This window comes from Agrobacterium radiobacter (genome assembly GCF_040801995.1).
In the GTDB taxonomy this organism is placed as follows: domain Bacteria; phylum Pseudomonadota; class Alphaproteobacteria; order Rhizobiales; family Rhizobiaceae; genus Agrobacterium; species Agrobacterium radiobacter.
In genome coordinates this window covers 508,383-525,598 of record NZ_JBEGHX010000001.1, presented here as the reverse complement: position 1 = coordinate 525,598, position 17,216 = coordinate 508,383, and the positions used below count along the sequence as shown (strand labels likewise).

Below are 17,216 nucleotides of genomic sequence, written 5' to 3'. Positions count from 1 at the left end.
CGCCTCAGGCGAACTGGCTGAGACCCGGAACCGAGGCGATCACCTGATCGACAACCTCATCGCCCGCATGCTGGCGGGCAACGGAGATGGTTTCCTTGGCGAGCGTGGAAATCTCGCTCATGCCGAGGCCCTGGCTCATCAGCTGCTGGCCGAGACCCATGATGCCGCCGCCGCCGATGGCGCTCATCAGGCCGCCGAGCAGACCGCCGCCGCCGCCGGCACCCTCGCCATTATACTGCGCCACCAGATCGCTGGCGCCGGGAATGGCTTCGATCATCCGCGCGATCGGGCCGTCTGCGGCCTCGCGCTGGAGAAAACCAAGAATCATGCCAACGGCCTTTTCAGCCAGTTCAGGGTCGATCCCCGCCTTTACGGCGATCTGATCCACGACTTCGTTCATTCTTGCCTCCTGTTGAAAAACGACGCCAACATCGAATAACTGACGTTAACGTCAACGTAAAACAATCTCATGCTGCATTCAAGCGGCCACGAACAGGTGCGGCAACTTTCATCAAGCGGTTTTTCCTCATCGGCATCAAGCAGTTGTTGCGCCTTGAAACTGTCCTTATAAGATCATCACAACCAAACTATGAAAAGGCCGCTTTCGCGAGGAACGGTCACCGCATGCCAGCTACGCTTTTAATTCGGACATGACTTTTACAAAATCCGGCGCGATTTTAAGGGTCATGCATCAGCCGCAGGAGAAAATGGTCGATGTTGCAGGACGGACAGCTCTATATCGGGACCAGCCGCAATCCGGACGACAGCCTGAACAAGGGCGAATATCTGGAACTGAAATTCGGCAACCGCCACGGCCTCATCACCGGCGCGACGGGAACGGGCAAGACCGTGACGTTGCAGGTTCTTGCCGAAGGTTTCTCCAAGGCCGGCGTGCCGGTTTTCTGCGCCGATATCAAGGGCGACCTTTCCGGCATCGCGGCGGAAGGCGAAGCCAAGGACTGGGTGCAGAAACGCGTCGAACAGATCGGCTTCACCGATTTTTCCTACGGTAAATCCTCCGTCATCTTCTGGGATCTCTACGGCGAAAAAGGCCATCGCGTGCGCGCCACCATCGCCGAAATGGGGCCGCTGCTGCTTGCCCGGCTGATGGATGCCTCGGAAGCGCAGGAAGGCGTGCTCAACATCGCCTTCAAGATCGCCGATCAGGGCGGGCTGCCGCTGCTCGATCTCAAAGACCTGCAATCGCTCCTGAACTATATGGGCGAAAACGCATCGGAGCTTTCCAACCAGTTCGGCCTGATTTCCAAGTCCTCGGTCGGTTCGCTGCAGCGCGGGCTGCTGGTTCTCGAACAGCAGGGCGCGGCCAATTTCTTTGGCGAACCGGCGCTGAAGATCGCCGACATCATGCGCGTGGGCACGGACGGGCGCGGCACCATTTCGGTTCTCGCCGCCGACCGGCTGATGATGAACCCGCGCCTTTACGCCACCTTCCTGCTCTGGATGCTCTCGGAACTCTTCGAAGAACTGCCTGAGGTGGGCGACCCGGAAAAGCCGCGCCTGGTGTTCTTCTTCGATGAGGCGCATCTGCTCTTCAACGATGCGCCACGGGTGTTGGTGGAACGCGTGGAACAGGTCGTGCGCCTTATCCGCTCCAAGGGCGTCGGCGTCTATTTCGTGACGCAGAACCCGCTCGACGTGCCGGAAACCGTTCTTGCCCAGCTCGGCAACCGCGTGCAGCATGCGCTTCGCGCCTATACGCCGCGCGAGCAGAAAGCGGTGCGCACGGCGGCCGACACCTTCCGCCAGAACCCGGCCTTCAACACCGCCGACACCATCACCACGCTCGGCACCGGTGAGGCGCTGATCTCGACCCTGCATGACAAGGGCGCGCCCTCCATCGTCGAGCGCACCCTCGTGCGCCCGCCTTCCGGCCGTGTCGGACCGCTGACGGATGCGGAGCGCAGGTCGCTGATCGATGTCAGCCCCGTCGCCGGCCAATATGACAAGGATATCGACCGGGAATCGGCCTTCGAAATTCTCGCTGCCCGTGCCCAGAAGGCAGCGGACGCGGAAGCCGCCAGGCGCGCGGAGGAGGAAAACGCCTCCAGCCAGTCCGAAAGCGCTTCCGGCCGCTGGCGTCTGCCCGGCTTCGGCGATGAAGAAGCCGCACCGGCATCCACCGGCTCGCGCAATGGTGGCGCCCGCCGCACGGGTTACCAGCGCGAAACGGTAATCGAGGCGGCGATGAAAAGTGCCGCCCGTTCGGTCGCCACATCCGTCGGCCGCGCCATCGTGCGCGGGATTTTGGGTAGTTTGAAGCGATAGAAACAAGCACGCCGCCCGCTCCCGATGGGGCGGGCGGCGCTTGATTGGCACAGCGGTTACTTCTGGCGATAGAAGATCATGCCGCCGTGATAGAGAATGTCGTCGACGAATTCGCCGTCGGCCGTAAAACCGGTATCGTCCCAATAGTCGATATGGTTTCCCTTCACCTCATATCGCCCCTGATAGGCGCTTTTGCGGTTGCCCCGCGCCTCGTCATAACGACCATCAGGCAAAAGCTCCTGACGAACATGGCCATCACCGGTGACCCACATGCCGATATAAGGGTGGTTCTGGATTTGAGCCGTTTCGGTCATGTTCACGTCCATGGCGTTACTCGTTTTGCGGGAACCCGTATCGGCGGACGCCGTTGCGAGCAGAAGCGCGACGGATGTCGAAACAATGTTCATTGCCTTTGCCCTCCCGATGCGGCGTTATCGCGGCGCTCCTCGAACAGCTCAGCCAGCGTCCGGGATGCGGCGATGGCTTTGGGAAAACCTGCGGGAACCGTGATCAGATAGATCATTTCCTTCAGCTCCTCGTCGGTTGCGCCCACATTGAGTGCATAACCGGCGTGGACCTTCATCAGATCCCGCTCGCCAAGGGCCGCCATGACCGCAACGGCGGCCAGCTGGCGGGTCCGGTTATCCAGTCCCGGCCGCGACCACACCTCCCCCAGGGCGTAACCTTCGGTCGCTTCAGCGAGGAAAGGAAACTCCTGCCGCAAACGTTCCAGATTGGCCTGGGGCCGACCATTGTTGAGGCTGCGGATGACGTCGTCACCACGCCGCAGCCTGTCATCCAGACGCTGCGGATTGGCGATGGCGGCGGCACTTCCCGCAAGCATTGTAATCGCAAGCACGGTTGGAAAAATCGCTTTCATGTCGGCCTCCTCAGGCAGCGGTGGGTCGGATGACGATTTCATTGACGTCGACATCATCTGGCTGCTCGATGGCGTAGCGCACCGCGCGGCCGATGGCGTCGGGTTTCAAGGCGATGGCCCGATAGGTCTGCATCAGCTCCGCAGCGGCCGGATCGGTGATGGTGTGGGCAAGTTCGCTTTCCACCACGCCGGGGTGAATGCAGGTGACGCGCAGGTCGCGGTTTTCCTGCCGCAGCCCGTCCGAAATCGCCCGCACCGCAAATTTCGTCGCGCAATAAACGGCCGCCGTGGGTGAAACGGCGAGCGCACCGATGGAAGCGATGTTGATGATATGGCCGGATGCGCGGGCGGTCATCTCGGGCAGAACGGCGGCGACGCCATAAAGCACGCCCTTGATGTTGACGTCGATCATCCGGTCCCATTCATCGACCTTGAGCGACGACATCAGCGATAGCGGCATGATACCGGCATTGTTGACGATGACGTCGACCTGCCCGAAAGCCTTGCGTCCGGCCTCCGCAAAAGCCTCGACGCTCTGTCTGTCCGTAACATCAAGCGGATGGGCGACGACCTCGGCACCCTTCCCGCGCAATTCTTCGGCCAGCACCTGCAAGCGGTCCATGCGGCGCGCGCCCAGCACCAGCCTCGCCCCGGCGGCCGCCAGTTCCCTTGCGATACCCTCACCGATCCCGCTCGATGCACCTGTGATGAGAACGACTTTGTTCAATGTCATGGCTTTCTCCTTGGTGTTACGGCCCGCTTTTTCTGAAAGCGACCGTTGCGGACAAGATAAAGCTTGGGCATTGTCGTGATAACCGCCTCAATCATAACCTCAATGGATAGAATTTCTAACCAATGAACATCGATCTCAACGCGCTTTCCACATTCTGCATGGTTGCCGACGAGCGCAACTTCCGGGCTGTCGCGGACAGGCTCGGCATAACCCGGTCCGCCGTGAGCCAGACCATCCGCAAGCTTGAAGAGACAATGGGAATAGCGCTGGTACAGCGCACGACGCGCAGCGTCAGCCTGACGGAAGCGGGGCAGCAGCTTTATGCGGATGTGTCGCCATCCATCGGCAATCTCGTCCAGGCAGCCAATGCTGCATCTTCCCTGAGCGGCGCCGTGCGCGGGCAGTTGCGCCTTGCCGTTTCCTCGATTGCCGAGCGTTTTTTATCCGGGCCATTGCTTGCAAGCTTTGCGGACATGCATCCCGAAGTGCAGCTTGATATCGTCGTGACGGACGAGGAATTCGATATCGTCGCCGAACATTACGATGCCGGCGTGCGTCTTGGAGAACTGATCGCGCAGGACATGATTGCCGTTCCGGTTTCCGCTCCGCAGCGGCAGCTCGCCGTCTGCTCCCCTGGCTATCGGGACCGCTTCGGTCTGCCAGTGCAGCCCCGCGAGTTGATAGAGCACAGGTGTATCGGCTGGCGAGCCCGTCCGGGTGTCGCGCCATACAGGTGGGAATTTGCCGAAAACGACCGCGAATTCGCGGTAGCGGTGGAGCCTGATTTCACCACCAACGACATGCAGCTGATGATCAAGCTGGCCTGCGCCGGCGCGGGCATCACCTTCGGCATGGAAGAAACGTTCCGCCCCTATCTGGAGAGCGGGCAACTCGTTTCCATGCTGGAAGACCATTCCCCGACCTTTGCGGGATTTTATCTCTATTACCCCAGCCGTCGTAACCTTGCGCCGAAACTGCGAGCCTTTATCGATCACGTCCGCCTGTCGAGAGAGCGGTGATCTGCCGGATCAAACCCCGGCAGATCATCAGAAAACAGGATTATTTCTTCTGCGAAACCAGCGAGAAATAGGCGCCCTGCGGGTCGACGCAATTGACGATCCAGCTTCCGCCGGGAACCTCCATCGGGCCGTTGACGACCTTGCCGCCGCCGGTGCTGACGCGGGTGATGGCTTCATCGATGCCATCCACATTGAAGTAATAACCCCAATGGCAGACGGGGACCTGCGGCATGCGTTTCATTATGCCGCCGACGGCTTTGCCCTTATAGGCGAAGATGCGGTAAGGGCCCATGTCGCCCATGTCGAAATCATGGTCCTTGGTCCAGCCGAATACATCGCCGTAAAAGGCCATGGCCTCATCAACATTATCGGTGAAGAGTTCATGCCAGCCGACATGGCCCTGCTTTTCCTGCATATCCTCGGGAAAACCGCCGGTTTCCATCGGCAGCGGCGTCATGATACAGAGCACCGCACCAAAGGGATCGGCGACCACGGCAAAGCGGCCGATTTCGGGAATATCCTGCGGGGGGCGTCTGATCGCGCCGCCCTTTTCGGCGAATTGTTTCGCCGTGGCGTCCACATCGTCGACATCGACATAGGCGGTCCAGTTCGGGGGAATGCCCTGGCCCTTGTGCTCGTCGGTCAGTTCCATGACGCCGCCCATGCCTTTGCCATCGGCCTCCAGCACCAGATAGGGCATTTCCGGCGAGCCGAAATCCTTGGTCTGCCAGCCGACGACATGACCATAAAAGCGGGCTGCCGCTTCCATGTCGGGCGTCATCAGCTCGACCCAGATGAATTTTCCATGTGTATCGGACATTGTCGTCTCCTATGGAGGTTTTGGCGGGTGTGTGTCGGCCATTGCCCGCCGCAGGACGCGGCGGCGCTGGTGCTCAGGTGAAATTCCGGCAGGGCTTCAGGCCTTGCGTCGGAATTCCGATGTCATGAAGGTCTTGAATGTGCCGTCCGGCTGCTTGACGCTGCCGGAAAAGCTGCGGTGATTATCATCATGCAGCACCAGCACGTCGTGATAGGTAGCGGTGCTGCCGGAGCCGTCGAAGGCGGGGCCTTCCGCTTCCAGCGTCAGGGTCTTGCCGTCCTCTTCCAGCCAGCCCTTGTAGACCCAGAGATTGGTCATCATCGACCCCACCCAGGTGCCGACGAAATTGCCCTTGGCCGGATCGAAACCGACCGTGATCACGGCTGTCATATCCGTGCCGTCAGGCATCTTGCCGGTGCCGTTGCCGATGATCCACAAACCGCCGACGGAGCGGACGGTCTCGGTGAATTGCTGCGACGGGTCGTCGGCATTGTAGTCCTCATGACCGGAACTGGAGGTCATGACCCAGTCTCCGACGATCCTCTTCAGGAATTCATGTTCCTTCTGCGGCTTGGCGATTTCCATTTCCATTTTCGTTTCCTCCTCGTCCGTCAGTTTTCAGTGGCAGCAGGCTGCCGCCTTCGGTGCGTCCTCATACTGGTCGTGGCGGCGCACCCAATCCATTACCTCCTCTTCGTTACGGCCTTTTGGCACCAGATCGAGCAGCATCAGCGTGCCGAGCGTCTGCTCCGCGCCGCGGGCGTAAGTGGAGTAGGTGTGGTAGATCTTGCCGTCATCGCCCTTGGCGAAAACGCTGATGCCATGCAGGTCCTTCAGGTCGCCATAGGGCGCCATGTCACGGTAATTATAGGTGATTTCGCCTTTGGTCATATCCTCGTCGCGGAACGAGGCCTGATAATCATAGTTGAAATCGCTGCCTTCGGCGGAAACCCACGGGAATTTCCAGCCCATGCGGTTTCTGTAGCTTTCGATCTTTTCAAGCGGCGCGCGCGACACCGCGACGAAACCCGCATCGCCATGTTTGAGGTGGATCAGCGCGCCATCGACGTGATCGGCAAAGAAAGAGCAGCCGACACAGCCCTCCTCCCAGTCCGGCGCCAGCATGAAGTGGTAGACGATCAGCTGGCTGCAGGTGCCGAACAGTTCCTGTAGCGATTTGGGGCCGGAAGGCGCGTCGAAGATATAGTCCTTCGTCACCTCTTCCCAGGGCAGCGAGCGCCGGGCCTCGTTCAGCCTGTCACGGGCTCGGGTCAGTTCCTTTTCCTTCACCAGCAGATCGCGGCGGGCCGCAAGCCACTCCTCCTTCGAAACGACGGGATGAGACATGATCTTTCCTCCTTGGATCCGTCTTTCACCACGGCACCGCTCCGCTTTTACGGAGGGCACCGCCTATTTCTGTGCTGAAAGGCAATTAACAGTCTGCGGAGCATCAAGTTCCGCTTGACTAATTAGGTTGATATCAACATATTTATCCCATGTCAAACGCCAGCGTGATTCCTTTTTCGACAACTCTTTTCGTGCGGGACGCCTGTCTCTGCCTGCATGCGCAGCGTGCGGCGCGGGCTTTGGCGCGGCTTTTCGACAATGCGCTGAAGCCGGTCGGCATCACCAATGGGCAATTTTCGCTGCTGATGTCGCTCAACCGGCCGGAGCCGCCGCCGATGGGGCCGGTCGCCAATCTTCTGGCCATGGACCGCACGACGCTGACGGCGGCGCTGAAGCCTTTGGAACGGCGCGGGCTGGTCAGCATCGAGCAGGATCCGAAGGACAAGCGCGGCAAGCGGCTGCGGCTGACGGCCGCAGGCATGGCCGTGCTCACCGCCGCCTTCCCCATCTGGCAACAGACCCATGCCGAAATCGAGGCCCGCATCGGCAGCGGCGACCCCGACCGCCTGCGCCGCGATCTTATCGATCTCGGCTGACGGGAAGCCGGCATAGCGCCACTTTTGTCGACAAGAATGTCATCTGGCCGTCGTGCCGGGGAGCGAAACTACGGAAAACGCGATCAAGGAGGAAAGATCATGCGTGTTATCGTTTTTGTAAAAGCCACCAAGAGCAGCGAAGATGGCGTCATGCCCACGACTGAGCTGATGGAGGCAATGGGGAAATTCAACGAGGAACTGGTCAACGCCGGCATCATGCAATCCGGCGACGGCCTGCACCCGTCGTCCAAGGGCAAGAGAGTCATTTTTGACGGCGACAGCCGCACCGTCGTCAATGGCCCCTTCCCGCACACCAACGAGCTGGTCGCCGGTTTCTGGATCTGGAATGTGAAGGACATGGACGAGGCCGTGGAATGGGTGAAACGCTGCCCGAACCCGATGCTGGAGCGCAGCGAGATCGAAATCCGCCCGATGTTCGAAATGGAGGATTTCGGCGATGTAGTGACGCCTGAAATCGCCGCCCATGTCGAAGAGCTGCGCGCGCGTGTCGCGAAGCAATAAAAGCCGCTCAAGGTCGAGAGCTGATTGAAACGGGAGAGTGCGGGCCTGCCGCATTCTCCCGCACGGCGTCCTACTCCAAAAACCATTGCCTCGAACAACCACCGCTGTTAATGGTGGAGCGGTTCAACCCGTTTCAAGAAAGGAGGCTTCGCATGGATATTTCCTGCTTCTGGCGCAATCGTCAGCTCTGCCACCTTTTTGCCCTGCAGACGCGTTTGCAGGGCTGACCGGAACACCAAAACTCTGGTTTGCCCAAAAGGCCGCGCAGAATGCAGCTTGTCTGCCGTTGCGCATGTTTTCACGACGGATCATCCCGAACCGAAACCCCGTACTGCATTGCCGCAGACCACGGTTCGTCGCGGGTCCGTTTCGCCAGAGACAAATTATGACCATCATCACGCTTCGAAACCTCGGAATCATTCTGGGAAAGCCGCTTTTTTCCAATCTCAGCCTCACCGTGAATGCGGGAGACCGCATCGGCATCGTCGCCGCCAATGGCTGCGGCAAATCCACCCTGCTCAATTGCCTTGCCGGTGAGCTGGACGCGACCAGTGGCGATATCACCCGGCTGCGCGGACTGACGCAGTCCATCGTCCACCAGCACCTGCCCTCCCCGCTGATGGAACAGACGATGCGGGACGCCGTGCTTTCCGCCCTTCCGGCGGAAACGATCGACAGCGAAAGCTGGCGCGCCGACATTATTTTCGACGCGATGCTGGTGCCGGAGCCGTTCCGTGAGCGCCGCCTGAAAGAATTGAGCGGTGGCTGGCAGAGGCTAGCCATGCTGGCGCGGGCATGGATCACCGAGCCGGATGTCCTGCTGCTCGATGAGCCGACCAACCATCTCGATCTCGAAAAAATCAACGTGCTGGAAAACTGGCTCGCTGAGCTGCCGCGCGATACCGCAGTTATCATCGTCAGCCATGATCGCGCCTTTCTCGACAATGTCACGAGAACCACGCTGTTCCTGCGGCCGGAAAATTCGGCACTGTTCCGCTTGCCCTACGGCCACGCGCGGATGGCACTGGAAGAGGAAGATGCCGCCGATGAGCGGCGTTTCCAGCGCGACATGAAAACCGCGCAGCAATTGCGCCGACAGGCCGCCAAGCTCAACAACATCGGCATCAATTCTGGCAGCGATCTTCTGACCGTCAAGACCAAGCAATTGCGCCAGCGCGCCGAAAAGCTGGAGGAGAAGGCGCGACCCGCCCATGCCGAGCGCTCCGCCGGCAAGATCCAGCTCGCCAATCGCGGTACCCATGCCAAGGTTCTGGTGACGCTGGAAGATGTGCCCGTTTCGACGCCGGACGGAACATTGCTGTTCCGCACCGGCCGGCAATTTGTCCGCCAGGGTGACCGCATCGTCATTCTCGGCCGCAACGGCGTCGGCAAGACGCGGCTGATGTCGCTTCTGCAGGCGGCGGTATCGGACGCTGGCCAGATACTGGAGGGCGTCAAGGCCACGCCCTCGCTGGTGGCCGGATATGTCGATCAGTCGCTTGCCGAAATCGACGACGACAGCACGCCGGCGGCGTTCATGACCCGCCGCTTCGATATTGGCGATCAGCGCATTCATGGCCTGCTTGCCGGCGCCGGCATCGACATGGAAATGCAGAAACGCCGTATCGCAACGCTTTCCGGCGGGCAGAAGGCGCGGCTTGCCATGCTGGCGCTGCGGCTGGCGGAGCCGAATTTCTACCTGCTGGACGAGCCCACCAACCATCTGGATATAGACGGGCAGGAAGCGCTGGAGGCGGAAATCATCAGCCGTGAGGCCAGCTGCGTGTTCGTCTCGCATGACAGGAGTTTCGTGCGGGCGGTCGGAACCCGTTTCTGGCTGATCGACAAGCGCAGGCTGGTGGAAGTCGACGATCCCGAAGCGTTTTTCGCTTCGGCTTGATGGTCCTCAAAGGGCCGAGGTAAAACAAGCAAAACGCCCGTCAGCCCAACAGGCTGGCGAGGCGTGGATCACCGGCGAAATCCGAGACCGCAAACCCCGTCCTGCGCATCGGAAATTCGCACAGCGCCTGCACCCCGGTTTTCGACAGGCGGATGCGCCAGCTCATCCGCTCCACCGGCATTTTTTCGGCAAAGGCCTTTGGCGACAGGACCGCAATATTGAGGCCGCCAGCGGGATCGCGCACCGAGCGGTAAAGGATCGTCTCGATCTTCGCCAGACGCGCCTGCTCGGCCAGCGCCTGGCATGGCTCGTAATTTTGCAGATCGGTCCACAGCGCCTCGTCCCGGCTCAGTTCCGGTTTCGTCAGGTCCAGCGCCGCATCGGTGGCGATACGGGCGGCGAAGGCGGAATAATCGGCGGGATTGGCGGGCAGCGGCGTGCCGGGGGATTCCGCATAAAACAGCAGCCGGTAGAAGGCCATTTCGGCAAGCGCGGTTTCCACCTTCGCGGCGGCGTAATAAACGCCCTCGGTAAAGCCCGCCCGGCGGAACCGCGAGCCGTGCGGATAGGCGGCGCCATAACGGAAGGGCGTCGCAAGAAGATAGTCGAAACCTGCACATTCCGGCGGAAAGGGCCGTTTACTCGCCTCCAGAATATCTTCCAGCAGCGATTGCTCCTCCACCGTATCCACCAGTTTCATGGTGGATACCTGATGCTGCGCTTCCACCAGCCGCCAGTATTTTCCCGATGCGGTGCGTTTTTCAGACAGGAGCGCGTCGGGCGTCCAGATAGGAGAGGACATCGATCAATCCGGTAATGGTGGTGAGCCTCTCGGCAGGCACGGCATCAAGCGCCGTATTGTGATTGCGCAGCCAGTTTTTAGCCACCGCCTCATCGCCGCCGGTAATCGCATCCAGCGAGCGGAAAACCCGGATCAGCAGCACCGCAAGTTCAAAGGACTTGGCGCCCGGCTCCAGCAGGAAATCCAGCCGCTTCATGCGCGACACCGTCGGCGCGGAAACACCGAGAATATCCGCGGTGCGGGCAGCATTCAGGCCCAGCCGCTCGGCAGCCGTCATAACGGCCTTGGTGACGACCCTGCCCTGCGAAGCAGGTTCCATGGCAGTCTTGGCGTGAATATTCATGGCGCACATCCTTTCCTTGGAAAGAATATAGCATATTTATTTCCACAAACAAGAAGGCCGGGATAAACCCGGCCTCATTGCTCACATGGAATTGCTCACGCGGATTGGATCAGGCCACCGAGACCGGCACTTCCGTGGAGGTGCGCATGGCGTGGCTGTAAGGGCAGACGATGTGAGCGGCAGCAACCAGCTTTTCGGCGACTTCGCGCTCGACGCCCGGAATATTTGCCTTCAGCGACACTTCGATGCCGAAACCGCCGCCATCTTCGCGCGGGCCGATACCGACGGTTGCCGTCACAGTGGTGTCTTCAGGAATCTTTACCTTTTCCTTGCCGGCGACAAATTTCAGCGCGCCCAGGAAGCAGGCGGAATAACCGGCTGCGAAAAGCTGTTCCGGATTGGTGCCACGGGCGCCATCGCCGCCCAGTTCCTTCGGAACGGTCAGCGTAACGTCGAGAACGCCGTCTTCCGACTTGGCGTTGCCGGCGCGGCCACCGGTGGCAGATGCTTTGGTCGTGTAAAGAATGGGCATGACATTTACTCCTTCGGGTTGGTGTTGAGTTCTTATAGCGAACAATTGAATTGCGCGCAATATAATTTTGCACATTGAATACGAAATCGTTTTTTGCGATAATTTTCACGAAATTTCGCCGCGCATCCATGCGGCAGGAACCGAAAGCGGGGGCTGATTGTTCCCTCCCCGGTTGATTTTGGAGCACGAAAATGGACGCAGAGGGCGACGAGAAGAAGATGGAAAGCCTGTTGAGGCTGGACCAGCAGATATGTTTTGCCCTTTATGGCGCGGCACACGCCTTCACACGCGCCTATAAGCCGCTGCTCGACCCGATCGGGCTGACCTATCCGCAATATCTGGTCATGATGGCGCTATGGGAAAAGGAGACGTCCACCGTCAAGGCGCTTGGCGAAATGCTGGGTCTTGATTCCGGCACGCTGTCGCCATTGCTGAAAAGGCTGGAACATGCCGGGCTAATCACCCGCAAGCGCGGCACCGTGGATGAGCGGCAAGTGCTGGTGGCCCTGACGCCCAAGGGCGCGAACCTCAAAAAAGAGGGCGTGAAGATCATGGCGGCGATCGGCAGCGCCACCGGCTGCGGGCTGGAGGAACTGGTGCAGATTCGCGACCGGGTGAATGCGCTGAAGGACAGCCTCACCCGGCCCTAACCCAAAAAAGAAAAAGGCGGCACGGGGCCGCCTTTTTATTCGAAGCGTTTTCGGCTTATTGCCAGACCACCACACGGGCCTTCTGCGGCACGCGGTCGTAGAGGTCGATGACGTCCTGGTTCATCAGGCGCACGCAGCCGGAAGAGACTGCCTTGCCGATGGAGTTCCATTCCGGCGAGCCGTGCAGACGGTAGAGCGTGTCCTTGCCGTTCTGGAAGATATAAAGGGCGCGCGCGCCAAGCGGGTTCTTCAGGCCCGGCGGCATGCCGCCATTCTTGGAAGAATATTTGACCAGTTCCGGCTGGCGGGCGACCATCTCATCCGGCGGGGTCCATTTCGGCCATTTCTGACGCCACTGGATGACGCCCTCGCCCGACCAGGCGAAACCATCGCGGCCGATGCCGACGCCGTAACGCATGGCGCTGCCGCCCTGCTCCACGACATAAAGGAAGCGCGAGCGTGTATCGACGACAACGGTGCCCGGGCGCTCGCCGGTCGGATCGACAACCCGCTGGCGGTAATAACGCCGGTCGATTTTCTGATAGGGTACGGCGGGAATGACGTAACCGCCATCTTCAACCGAGCCGTACATGACGGCCAGTTCCGCATCGCTGACGCCCGGCGAAAACATCTGCCGGAAATCGCTGCCGATGGCGCTCGCCTGCTGGCGGATGGCGTCTCCCGTGCCCGATGAGGCGCAGCCTGCGAGAAGCGAAGCGGAGGAAAGGCCGAGAAGGGAAAGGAAGGTGCGTCTGGAAAGATCTGTGTCGGTGCTTGTCATAAGGCCGGTTTGTCCCACATTTCGAACGGCTATATCGCCGTTGTACGTCATTTGTTCCGTGTCATGCGTATTGCGAAAATAGTTAACCGACCGCTAAAAGCCAGTCACAAGGTGCTGGCGGAATGGGTCCCATATCTCTTTCTTTTAGAACGTGTTCAGATAACCACAATCTGCGCCCCTTGGGGCACGCGCTCGTAAAGATCGATCACATCCTGATTGAGCATGCGCACGCAGCCGGAGGACGTTGCCTTGCCGACGGACTGCCAGTCCGGCGTGCCATGCACGCGGTAAAGCGTGTCCTTGCCGTCCTTGAAAATATAAAGCGCGCGCGCACCGAGCGGGTTGTTGAGACCAGGCGTCATGCCGCCATTGGCGGCGGAGATGGAGGCGAGTTCCGGCTGGCGCTTGACCATTTCATCGGGCGGCGTCCAGCGCGGCCATTTCGCCTTCCACTGGATCTTGCCGCGGCCCGACCAGGCATAACCGTCACGCCCGAGGCCAACACCGTAACGGATCGCCTTGCCGCCGGACTGCACGAGGTAAAGGAAATGCTGCCTGGTATCGACGACGATGGTGCCCGGCGCTTCCGCCGTCTGGTAACTGACTTCCTGCCGGAGATACCGCGGATCGATGCGCCCATAGGGAATGGCGGGCAGCGAGCGGTCCTCGTCGCGGATAGGGCCATACATGACCCGATGCAGCGGATTGGAGACAGGCAGGCCATAGGCCATCGTCTGGCCCTGCGGCTGCTGCGCGTTAAAACCCTGCACCTGCGGCGCATTAAGCCCCTGCCCGCGCACCGGCGGGCCGTATTCCTGATGGAAGCGGGTTCTGAACAGATCCGGCGGGCGCGTCGAAAGCTGGCCCGGCTGCGGCGGCAGTTCCGGCTGGCGATTGGAGCTGACGGAATTGAAGTTGAACACCGGCGCCGTTTCCCTGACGAAGACGTCAGGGTCCATCCGGGTCGTATCCGTCACGAAAAGGCAGCCGCTCATCAGAGGCAGCAGCGCAAGCCCGACCAGAGAGGCCGCCCGGCGACCATTTTTCAAAAGGAGTGCTATCATCTGAACCGCTTCATGGAATCCAATCTACCGGCATGATGAACCGTGCGGCTGGCGCGAAGCTGGCGTCGGCTTTTCAAAAAAATCGAAAAACTGCATTTTTCCTCTTGAAGCTCTAGTTGCTAGAGGTGCCAGATTGACTGTCGACTGGAATTCAGGAGCGAAACCATGAATATTTCGACACGCGGCAGTTTGAACAGGGAATCGGAGGAACTGACCTTCACGGTCGGCGGGATGGATTGCGGCAGCTGTGCGGCGAAGATTGAAACCGCGCTTTCCCGCCTGCCCGGCGTTGGCGACGTCAAGGTGTCGGTTGCCCGCGAAAGGCTGAACCTCTCGGTGGCCGAACAGAAAACCTCGGTCGAAAAAATCGAGGATACGCTGCGCAAGCTTGGCTTCAAACCCGCTTTGCTGCCGCGCGAAAAGGCTCCCCAGGCAACGGTCGAGGCCGATCATCACGACCATTCCTCCTGCGGCGGTCACCACCATGACGAGGCCGAAACGGCCGCTGAAAAGAACAATGCGCTGACTTTTTCGGTCGGCGGCATGGATTGCGGCAGCTGCGCCGCGAAGATTGAAACCGCGCTTTCCCGCCTGCCCGGCGTTGGCGACGTCAAGGTCTCGGTTGCCCGCGAACGGCTGAACCTTTCGCTGGCCGAGAACAAAACCCCGGTCGAAAAAATCGAGGACACGCTGCGCAAGCTCGGATTTAAACCGGCCCTGCTGCCGCAGGAAAAGACCGCGCGTGAAAAAGTGGCGGATCACGACCATGACCACGGGTCGTGCGGCGGGCATCACCACGACCACGACCATTCGGATCATGACCATTCAGATCATGACCATTCCGGGCACGATCACGCGTCCTGCAGCGGGCATGATCATGACCACTCCAAACATGACCATTCTGGTCACGATCATTCCGGCCACGACCATGCAGGCCATTCGCATGGTTCCGCTCCGGTGTCTGCAGCGCAGGCCGCGGAAGTGGGGCATGCCCATGGCGCGGATGAAAAGGGCGTCTGGTGGCGCACCGCAAAGGCGCGCAACACCTTCACCGGCACCATTCTGGTCGCCATTGCCTATGCGGCGGAACTGACCTTCCCCGCATGGGGCGGTTATGCCTTCATCATCGCCACGCTGGTCACGCTCTTCCCGATCGCGAAGAATGCCTTCAATGCCGCCCGTTTCGGCGCGGTCTTCACCATCGAGATGCTGATGACGATTGCCGCCATCGGCGCGATCATCATCGGCGAGGCGGAAGAGGCGGCCATTGTCGTGCTGCTCTTCTCCGTCGGCGAATTGCTGGAAGGCTTTGCCGCCGCACGTGCGCGCTCTGGCATCAAGGCGCTCGGTTCGCTCTTGCCGAAGACGGCGCTGGTGGAAGAAAACGGTGCGCTTCGGCAGGTTGCCGCCGATCACGTGCGCATCGGCCAGGTGGTCGTGGCGCGTCCCGGCGACCGTATCGCCGCCGATGGCGTTGTCATGGAAGGCCAGTCCAGCGTCGACGAATCGCCGATGACCGGAGAGAGCATTCCCGTCGCCAAGGAAAAGGGCGCACGCGTTTTTGCCGGTTCCATCAACCATGACGGCTCGCTGCGCATCCGCGTCGACCGCGCGCCGGAAGACAATACCATTGCCCGCATCATCACGCTTGTCGAAGAAGCGCAGGATGCGCGTGCCCCGACCGAGCGCTTCATCCAGAGCTTCTCGCGTTATTATATGCCGCTGATCGTGGCGATCTCCGTGCTCACCATCATCGTGCCGCCGCTCGCCGGCCTCGGTGACTGGGATACGTGGATTTATCGCGGTCTCGCCCTGCTGCTGATCGGTTGCCCCTGCGCGCTGGTCATTTCGGTTCCCGCGGCCATAGCCTCCAGCCTTTCGGCTGCGGCACGCCACGGCATGCTGGTGAAGGGCGGCGCGGTCATCGAAATGCTGGCGCGCACCGAAACCGTCGCTTTCGACAAGACCGGCACGCTGACGCTTGGCGAACCCGTCGTGACTGACGTGGTGGCGCTCGACGGCAACGAGGCCAGCCTGATTGCGCAAGCCGCAACCATCGAGCATGAATCGAGCCATCCGCTCGCCCGCGCCATCGTCAATCACGCCGAAAAGCTGGGCGTGAAGCCCCTGCCCGGTTCCAACATCAAGGCGATTTCCGGTCGCGGCATGCAGGGCAATGTCGGCGGAAAAGACCTGTTCATCGGGGCACCGCGCTTTGCAACGGAGGTCGGCACCCTTTCGAAGGACCTCGCCGATCGCATCTCCGCACTCGAAAGCGAAGGCAAGACGGTGGCCGTCGTGATAGTCGGCGGGGCGGCAAGCGGCCTCTTCGCCATGCGCGACGAACCGCGCAAGGATGCTGCCGAAGGCGTGAAAGCGCTGAAGGAGATGGGCATTTCTTCGCTGATGCTGTCGGGTGACAATGCCCGCACGGCAAAGGCCATAGGCAACAAGCTGGGCCTTGAGGCACGCGGCGAACTCCTGCCGCAGAACAAGGTCGAGGAAATCCGCAAGCTTGCCGAAAAGAAGACCGTGGTGATGGTGGGTGACGGCATCAACGATGCGCCTGCCCTTGCGGCGGCCAGCGTCGGTGTCGCCATCGGCTCGGGCACCGATGTGGCAATGGAAGCGGCGGATGCGGCGCTGATGCGCAACAATGTCGGCGATGCCGCCCGCCTCATCGGCCTGTCGCGCGCCACCATGAGCAATATCCGTCAGAACGTGACGATCGCGCTCGGCCTGAAGGCGGTATTTCTGGTCACGACCGTCACCGGCCTTTCCGGCCTGTGGCTCGCCGTTTTCGCCGATACGGGCGCTACGGTTCTGGTCACCGCAAACGCCATGCGGCTGCTTGGATATTTCAACCGCAACAAAGCCTGATTGCAGCCCCTCCCAAACCGGCCGAGCCTCGTTAATCCGGGCTCGGCCGGTCTCATTTTCA

The 17,216-nt window shown here is 60.6% G+C and carries 19 protein-coding genes; 7 read left to right on the top strand and 12 right to left on the bottom strand.

Annotated features, from left to right (window positions below):
* Nucleotides 1–4: 4 nt before the first annotated feature.
* Nucleotides 5–400 (bottom strand): hypothetical protein, encoded by a 396-nt coding sequence (locus tag MRBLRC7O_RS02570; protein ID WP_003509338.1) that lies wholly within the window; start codon nt 398–400, stop codon nt 5–7.
* A gap of 314 nt (nt 401–714) precedes the next feature.
* On the opposite strand from MRBLRC7O_RS02570, the gene MRBLRC7O_RS02565 reads away from it, so the two are divergent.
* Nucleotides 715–2,286 (top strand): helicase HerA-like C-terminal domain-containing protein, encoded by a 1,572-nt coding sequence (locus MRBLRC7O_RS02565; protein ID WP_080865981.1) that lies wholly within the window; start codon nt 715–717, stop codon nt 2,284–2,286.
* 56 nt (nt 2,287–2,342) lie between these two features.
* Here MRBLRC7O_RS02565 and MRBLRC7O_RS02560 read toward each other — a convergent pair whose 3' ends face one another.
* The 3 genes from MRBLRC7O_RS02560 to MRBLRC7O_RS02550 are packed head-to-tail and all read right to left on the bottom strand — an operon-like array spanning nt 2,343 to nt 3,899.
* The gene (locus MRBLRC7O_RS02560) at nt 2,343–2,693 is read right to left on the bottom strand and encodes an Atu4866 domain-containing protein (RefSeq protein WP_020813085.1); all 351 of its coding nucleotides are present in this window, start codon (nt 2,691–2,693) and stop codon (nt 2,343–2,345) included.
* Nucleotides 2,690–3,166: a carboxymuconolactone decarboxylase family protein gene (locus tag MRBLRC7O_RS02555; protein WP_003509356.1), complete on the bottom strand. Its 477-nt coding sequence runs from the start codon at nt 3,164–3,166 to the stop codon at nt 2,690–2,692. The genes MRBLRC7O_RS02560 and MRBLRC7O_RS02555 overlap by 4 nt, the downstream gene beginning before the upstream one ends.
* A 10-nt stretch (nt 3,167–3,176) precedes the next feature.
* Nucleotides 3,177–3,899, bottom strand: coding sequence for an SDR family oxidoreductase (locus tag MRBLRC7O_RS02550; RefSeq protein ID WP_020813086.1), 723 nt, complete (start codon nt 3,897–3,899; stop codon nt 3,177–3,179).
* Between the two features lie 122 nt (nt 3,900–4,021).
* Between MRBLRC7O_RS02550 and MRBLRC7O_RS02545 the strand changes: the two genes are divergently transcribed.
* A complete protein-coding gene (locus tag MRBLRC7O_RS02545) occupies nt 4,022–4,918 on the top strand; it encodes a LysR family transcriptional regulator (RefSeq protein WP_080865979.1) in 897 nt (298 codons plus the stop codon).
* A 40-nt stretch (nt 4,919–4,958) separates the two neighbouring features.
* Here the strand turns inward: MRBLRC7O_RS02545 and MRBLRC7O_RS02540 are convergent, their stop codons facing one another.
* From MRBLRC7O_RS02540 to MRBLRC7O_RS02530, 3 genes are all read right to left on the bottom strand, one after another.
* Nucleotides 4,959–5,738 carry a VOC family protein gene (locus MRBLRC7O_RS02540; RefSeq protein WP_003509361.1) on the bottom strand — a complete coding sequence of 260 codons (780 nt, stop codon included), beginning with the start codon at nt 5,736–5,738 and terminating at the stop codon, nt 4,959–4,961.
* A 96-nt stretch (nt 5,739–5,834) separates the two neighbouring features.
* Nucleotides 5,835–6,329, bottom strand: coding sequence for a DUF1579 domain-containing protein (locus MRBLRC7O_RS02535; protein WP_020813088.1), 495 nt, complete (start codon nt 6,327–6,329; stop codon nt 5,835–5,837).
* Nucleotides 6,330–6,356: 27 nt separating this feature from the next.
* Nucleotides 6,357–7,085, bottom strand: a complete 729-nt coding sequence (locus MRBLRC7O_RS02530) for a DUF899 domain-containing protein (RefSeq protein WP_003509366.1) — start codon at nt 7,083–7,085, stop codon at nt 6,357–6,359.
* Between the two features lie 149 nt (nt 7,086–7,234).
* On the opposite strand from MRBLRC7O_RS02530, the gene MRBLRC7O_RS02525 reads away from it, so the two are divergent.
* The 3 genes from MRBLRC7O_RS02525 (at nt 7,235) to MRBLRC7O_RS02515 (ending at nt 10,103) form a co-directional block, all read left to right on the top strand.
* Entirely contained in the window at nt 7,235–7,681 is a 447-nt protein-coding gene (locus tag MRBLRC7O_RS02525; protein ID WP_003509368.1) for a MarR family winged helix-turn-helix transcriptional regulator, read from the top strand.
* Nucleotides 7,682–7,780: 99 nt separating this feature from the next.
* Nucleotides 7,781–8,203: a YciI family protein gene (locus tag MRBLRC7O_RS02520; protein ID WP_060723914.1), complete on the top strand. Its 423-nt coding sequence runs from the start codon at nt 7,781–7,783 to the stop codon at nt 8,201–8,203.
* A 385-nt stretch (nt 8,204–8,588) separates the two neighbouring features.
* Complete coding sequence (locus MRBLRC7O_RS02515) at nt 8,589–10,103, top strand: ABC-F family ATP-binding cassette domain-containing protein (RefSeq protein ID WP_080865977.1); 1,515 nt, start codon at nt 8,589–8,591, stop codon at nt 10,101–10,103.
* 40 nt (nt 10,104–10,143) lie between these two features.
* On the opposite strand, the gene MRBLRC7O_RS02510 is transcribed toward MRBLRC7O_RS02515, so the two are convergent.
* The 3 genes from MRBLRC7O_RS02510 to MRBLRC7O_RS02500 form a co-directional block, all read right to left on the bottom strand.
* Entirely contained in the window at nt 10,144–10,905 is a 762-nt protein-coding gene (locus MRBLRC7O_RS02510) for an RES family NAD+ phosphorylase (protein ID WP_035213464.1), read from the bottom strand.
* Nucleotides 10,865–11,248, bottom strand: coding sequence for an MbcA/ParS/Xre antitoxin family protein (locus MRBLRC7O_RS02505; protein ID WP_003509376.1), 384 nt, complete (start codon nt 11,246–11,248; stop codon nt 10,865–10,867). The genes MRBLRC7O_RS02510 and MRBLRC7O_RS02505 overlap by 41 nt, the downstream gene beginning before the upstream one ends.
* Before the next feature lie 109 nt (nt 11,249–11,357).
* Entirely contained in the window at nt 11,358–11,780 is a 423-nt protein-coding gene (locus MRBLRC7O_RS02500) for an organic hydroperoxide resistance protein (RefSeq protein ID WP_003509379.1), read from the bottom strand.
* Nucleotides 11,781–11,971: 191 nt separating this feature from the next.
* On the opposite strand from MRBLRC7O_RS02500, the gene MRBLRC7O_RS02495 reads away from it, so the two are divergent.
* The gene (locus tag MRBLRC7O_RS02495; RefSeq protein ID WP_003509380.1) at nt 11,972–12,430 is read left to right on the top strand and encodes a MarR family winged helix-turn-helix transcriptional regulator; all 459 of its coding nucleotides are present in this window, start codon (nt 11,972–11,974) and stop codon (nt 12,428–12,430) included.
* A gap of 55 nt (nt 12,431–12,485) precedes the next feature.
* Here MRBLRC7O_RS02495 and MRBLRC7O_RS02490 read toward each other — a convergent pair whose 3' ends face one another.
* Nucleotides 12,486–13,211: a L,D-transpeptidase gene (locus MRBLRC7O_RS02490; protein ID WP_003509381.1), complete on the bottom strand. Its 726-nt coding sequence runs from the start codon at nt 13,209–13,211 to the stop codon at nt 12,486–12,488.
* A gap of 155 nt (nt 13,212–13,366) precedes the next feature.
* The gene (locus MRBLRC7O_RS02485) at nt 13,367–14,275 is read right to left on the bottom strand and encodes a L,D-transpeptidase (protein WP_020009596.1); all 909 of its coding nucleotides are present in this window, start codon (nt 14,273–14,275) and stop codon (nt 13,367–13,369) included.
* A 165-nt stretch (nt 14,276–14,440) separates the two neighbouring features.
* Between MRBLRC7O_RS02485 and MRBLRC7O_RS02480 the strand changes: the two genes are divergently transcribed.
* Nucleotides 14,441–17,155, top strand: coding sequence for a heavy metal translocating P-type ATPase (locus MRBLRC7O_RS02480; RefSeq protein WP_111820527.1), 2,715 nt, complete (start codon nt 14,441–14,443; stop codon nt 17,153–17,155).
* Nucleotides 17,156–17,216 lie beyond the last annotated feature (61 nt).

What these genes read in the sequence shown, in the direction of transcription:
- MRBLRC7O_RS02525 (WP_003509368.1), top strand. Translation starts at nt 7,235, where the DNA reads ATGTCAAACGCCAGCGTGATTCCTTTTTCGACAACTCTTTTCGTGCGG.
- MRBLRC7O_RS02530 (WP_003509366.1), bottom strand. Translation starts at nt 7,085, where the DNA reads ATGTCTCATCCCGTCGTTTCGAAGGAGGAGTGGCTTGCGGCCCGCCGC.
- MRBLRC7O_RS02490 (WP_003509381.1), bottom strand. Translation starts at nt 13,211, where the DNA reads ATGACAAGCACCGACACAGATCTTTCCAGACGCACCTTCCTTTCCCTT.
- MRBLRC7O_RS02520 (WP_060723914.1), top strand. Translation starts at nt 7,781, where the DNA reads ATGCGTGTTATCGTTTTTGTAAAAGCCACCAAGAGCAGCGAAGATGGC.
- MRBLRC7O_RS02565 (WP_080865981.1), top strand. Translation starts at nt 715, where the DNA reads ATGTTGCAGGACGGACAGCTCTATATCGGGACCAGCCGCAATCCGGAC.
- MRBLRC7O_RS02535 (WP_020813088.1), bottom strand. Translation starts at nt 6,329, where the DNA reads ATGGAAATGGAAATCGCCAAGCCGCAGAAGGAACATGAATTCCTGAAG.
- MRBLRC7O_RS02555 (WP_003509356.1), bottom strand. Translation starts at nt 3,166, where the DNA reads ATGAAAGCGATTTTTCCAACCGTGCTTGCGATTACAATGCTTGCGGGA.
- MRBLRC7O_RS02485 (WP_020009596.1), bottom strand. Translation starts at nt 14,275, where the DNA reads ATGATAGCACTCCTTTTGAAAAATGGTCGCCGGGCGGCCTCTCTGGTC.
- MRBLRC7O_RS02510 (WP_035213464.1), bottom strand. Translation starts at nt 10,905, where the DNA reads ATGTCCTCTCCTATCTGGACGCCCGACGCGCTCCTGTCTGAAAAACGC.
- MRBLRC7O_RS02515 (WP_080865977.1), top strand. Translation starts at nt 8,589, where the DNA reads ATGACCATCATCACGCTTCGAAACCTCGGAATCATTCTGGGAAAGCCG.
- MRBLRC7O_RS02505 (WP_003509376.1), bottom strand. Translation starts at nt 11,248, where the DNA reads ATGAATATTCACGCCAAGACTGCCATGGAACCTGCTTCGCAGGGCAGG.
- MRBLRC7O_RS02495 (WP_003509380.1), top strand. Translation starts at nt 11,972, where the DNA reads ATGGACGCAGAGGGCGACGAGAAGAAGATGGAAAGCCTGTTGAGGCTG.
- MRBLRC7O_RS02550 (WP_020813086.1), bottom strand. Translation starts at nt 3,899, where the DNA reads ATGACATTGAACAAAGTCGTTCTCATCACAGGTGCATCGAGCGGGATC.
- MRBLRC7O_RS02560 (WP_020813085.1), bottom strand. Translation starts at nt 2,693, where the DNA reads ATGAACATTGTTTCGACATCCGTCGCGCTTCTGCTCGCAACGGCGTCC.
- MRBLRC7O_RS02540 (WP_003509361.1), bottom strand. Translation starts at nt 5,738, where the DNA reads ATGTCCGATACACATGGAAAATTCATCTGGGTCGAGCTGATGACGCCC.
- MRBLRC7O_RS02570 (WP_003509338.1), bottom strand. Translation starts at nt 400, where the DNA reads ATGAACGAAGTCGTGGATCAGATCGCCGTAAAGGCGGGGATCGACCCT.
- MRBLRC7O_RS02545 (WP_080865979.1), top strand. Translation starts at nt 4,022, where the DNA reads ATGAACATCGATCTCAACGCGCTTTCCACATTCTGCATGGTTGCCGAC.
- MRBLRC7O_RS02480 (WP_111820527.1), top strand. Translation starts at nt 14,441, where the DNA reads ATGAATATTTCGACACGCGGCAGTTTGAACAGGGAATCGGAGGAACTG.
- MRBLRC7O_RS02500 (WP_003509379.1), bottom strand. Translation starts at nt 11,780, where the DNA reads ATGCCCATTCTTTACACGACCAAAGCATCTGCCACCGGTGGCCGCGCC.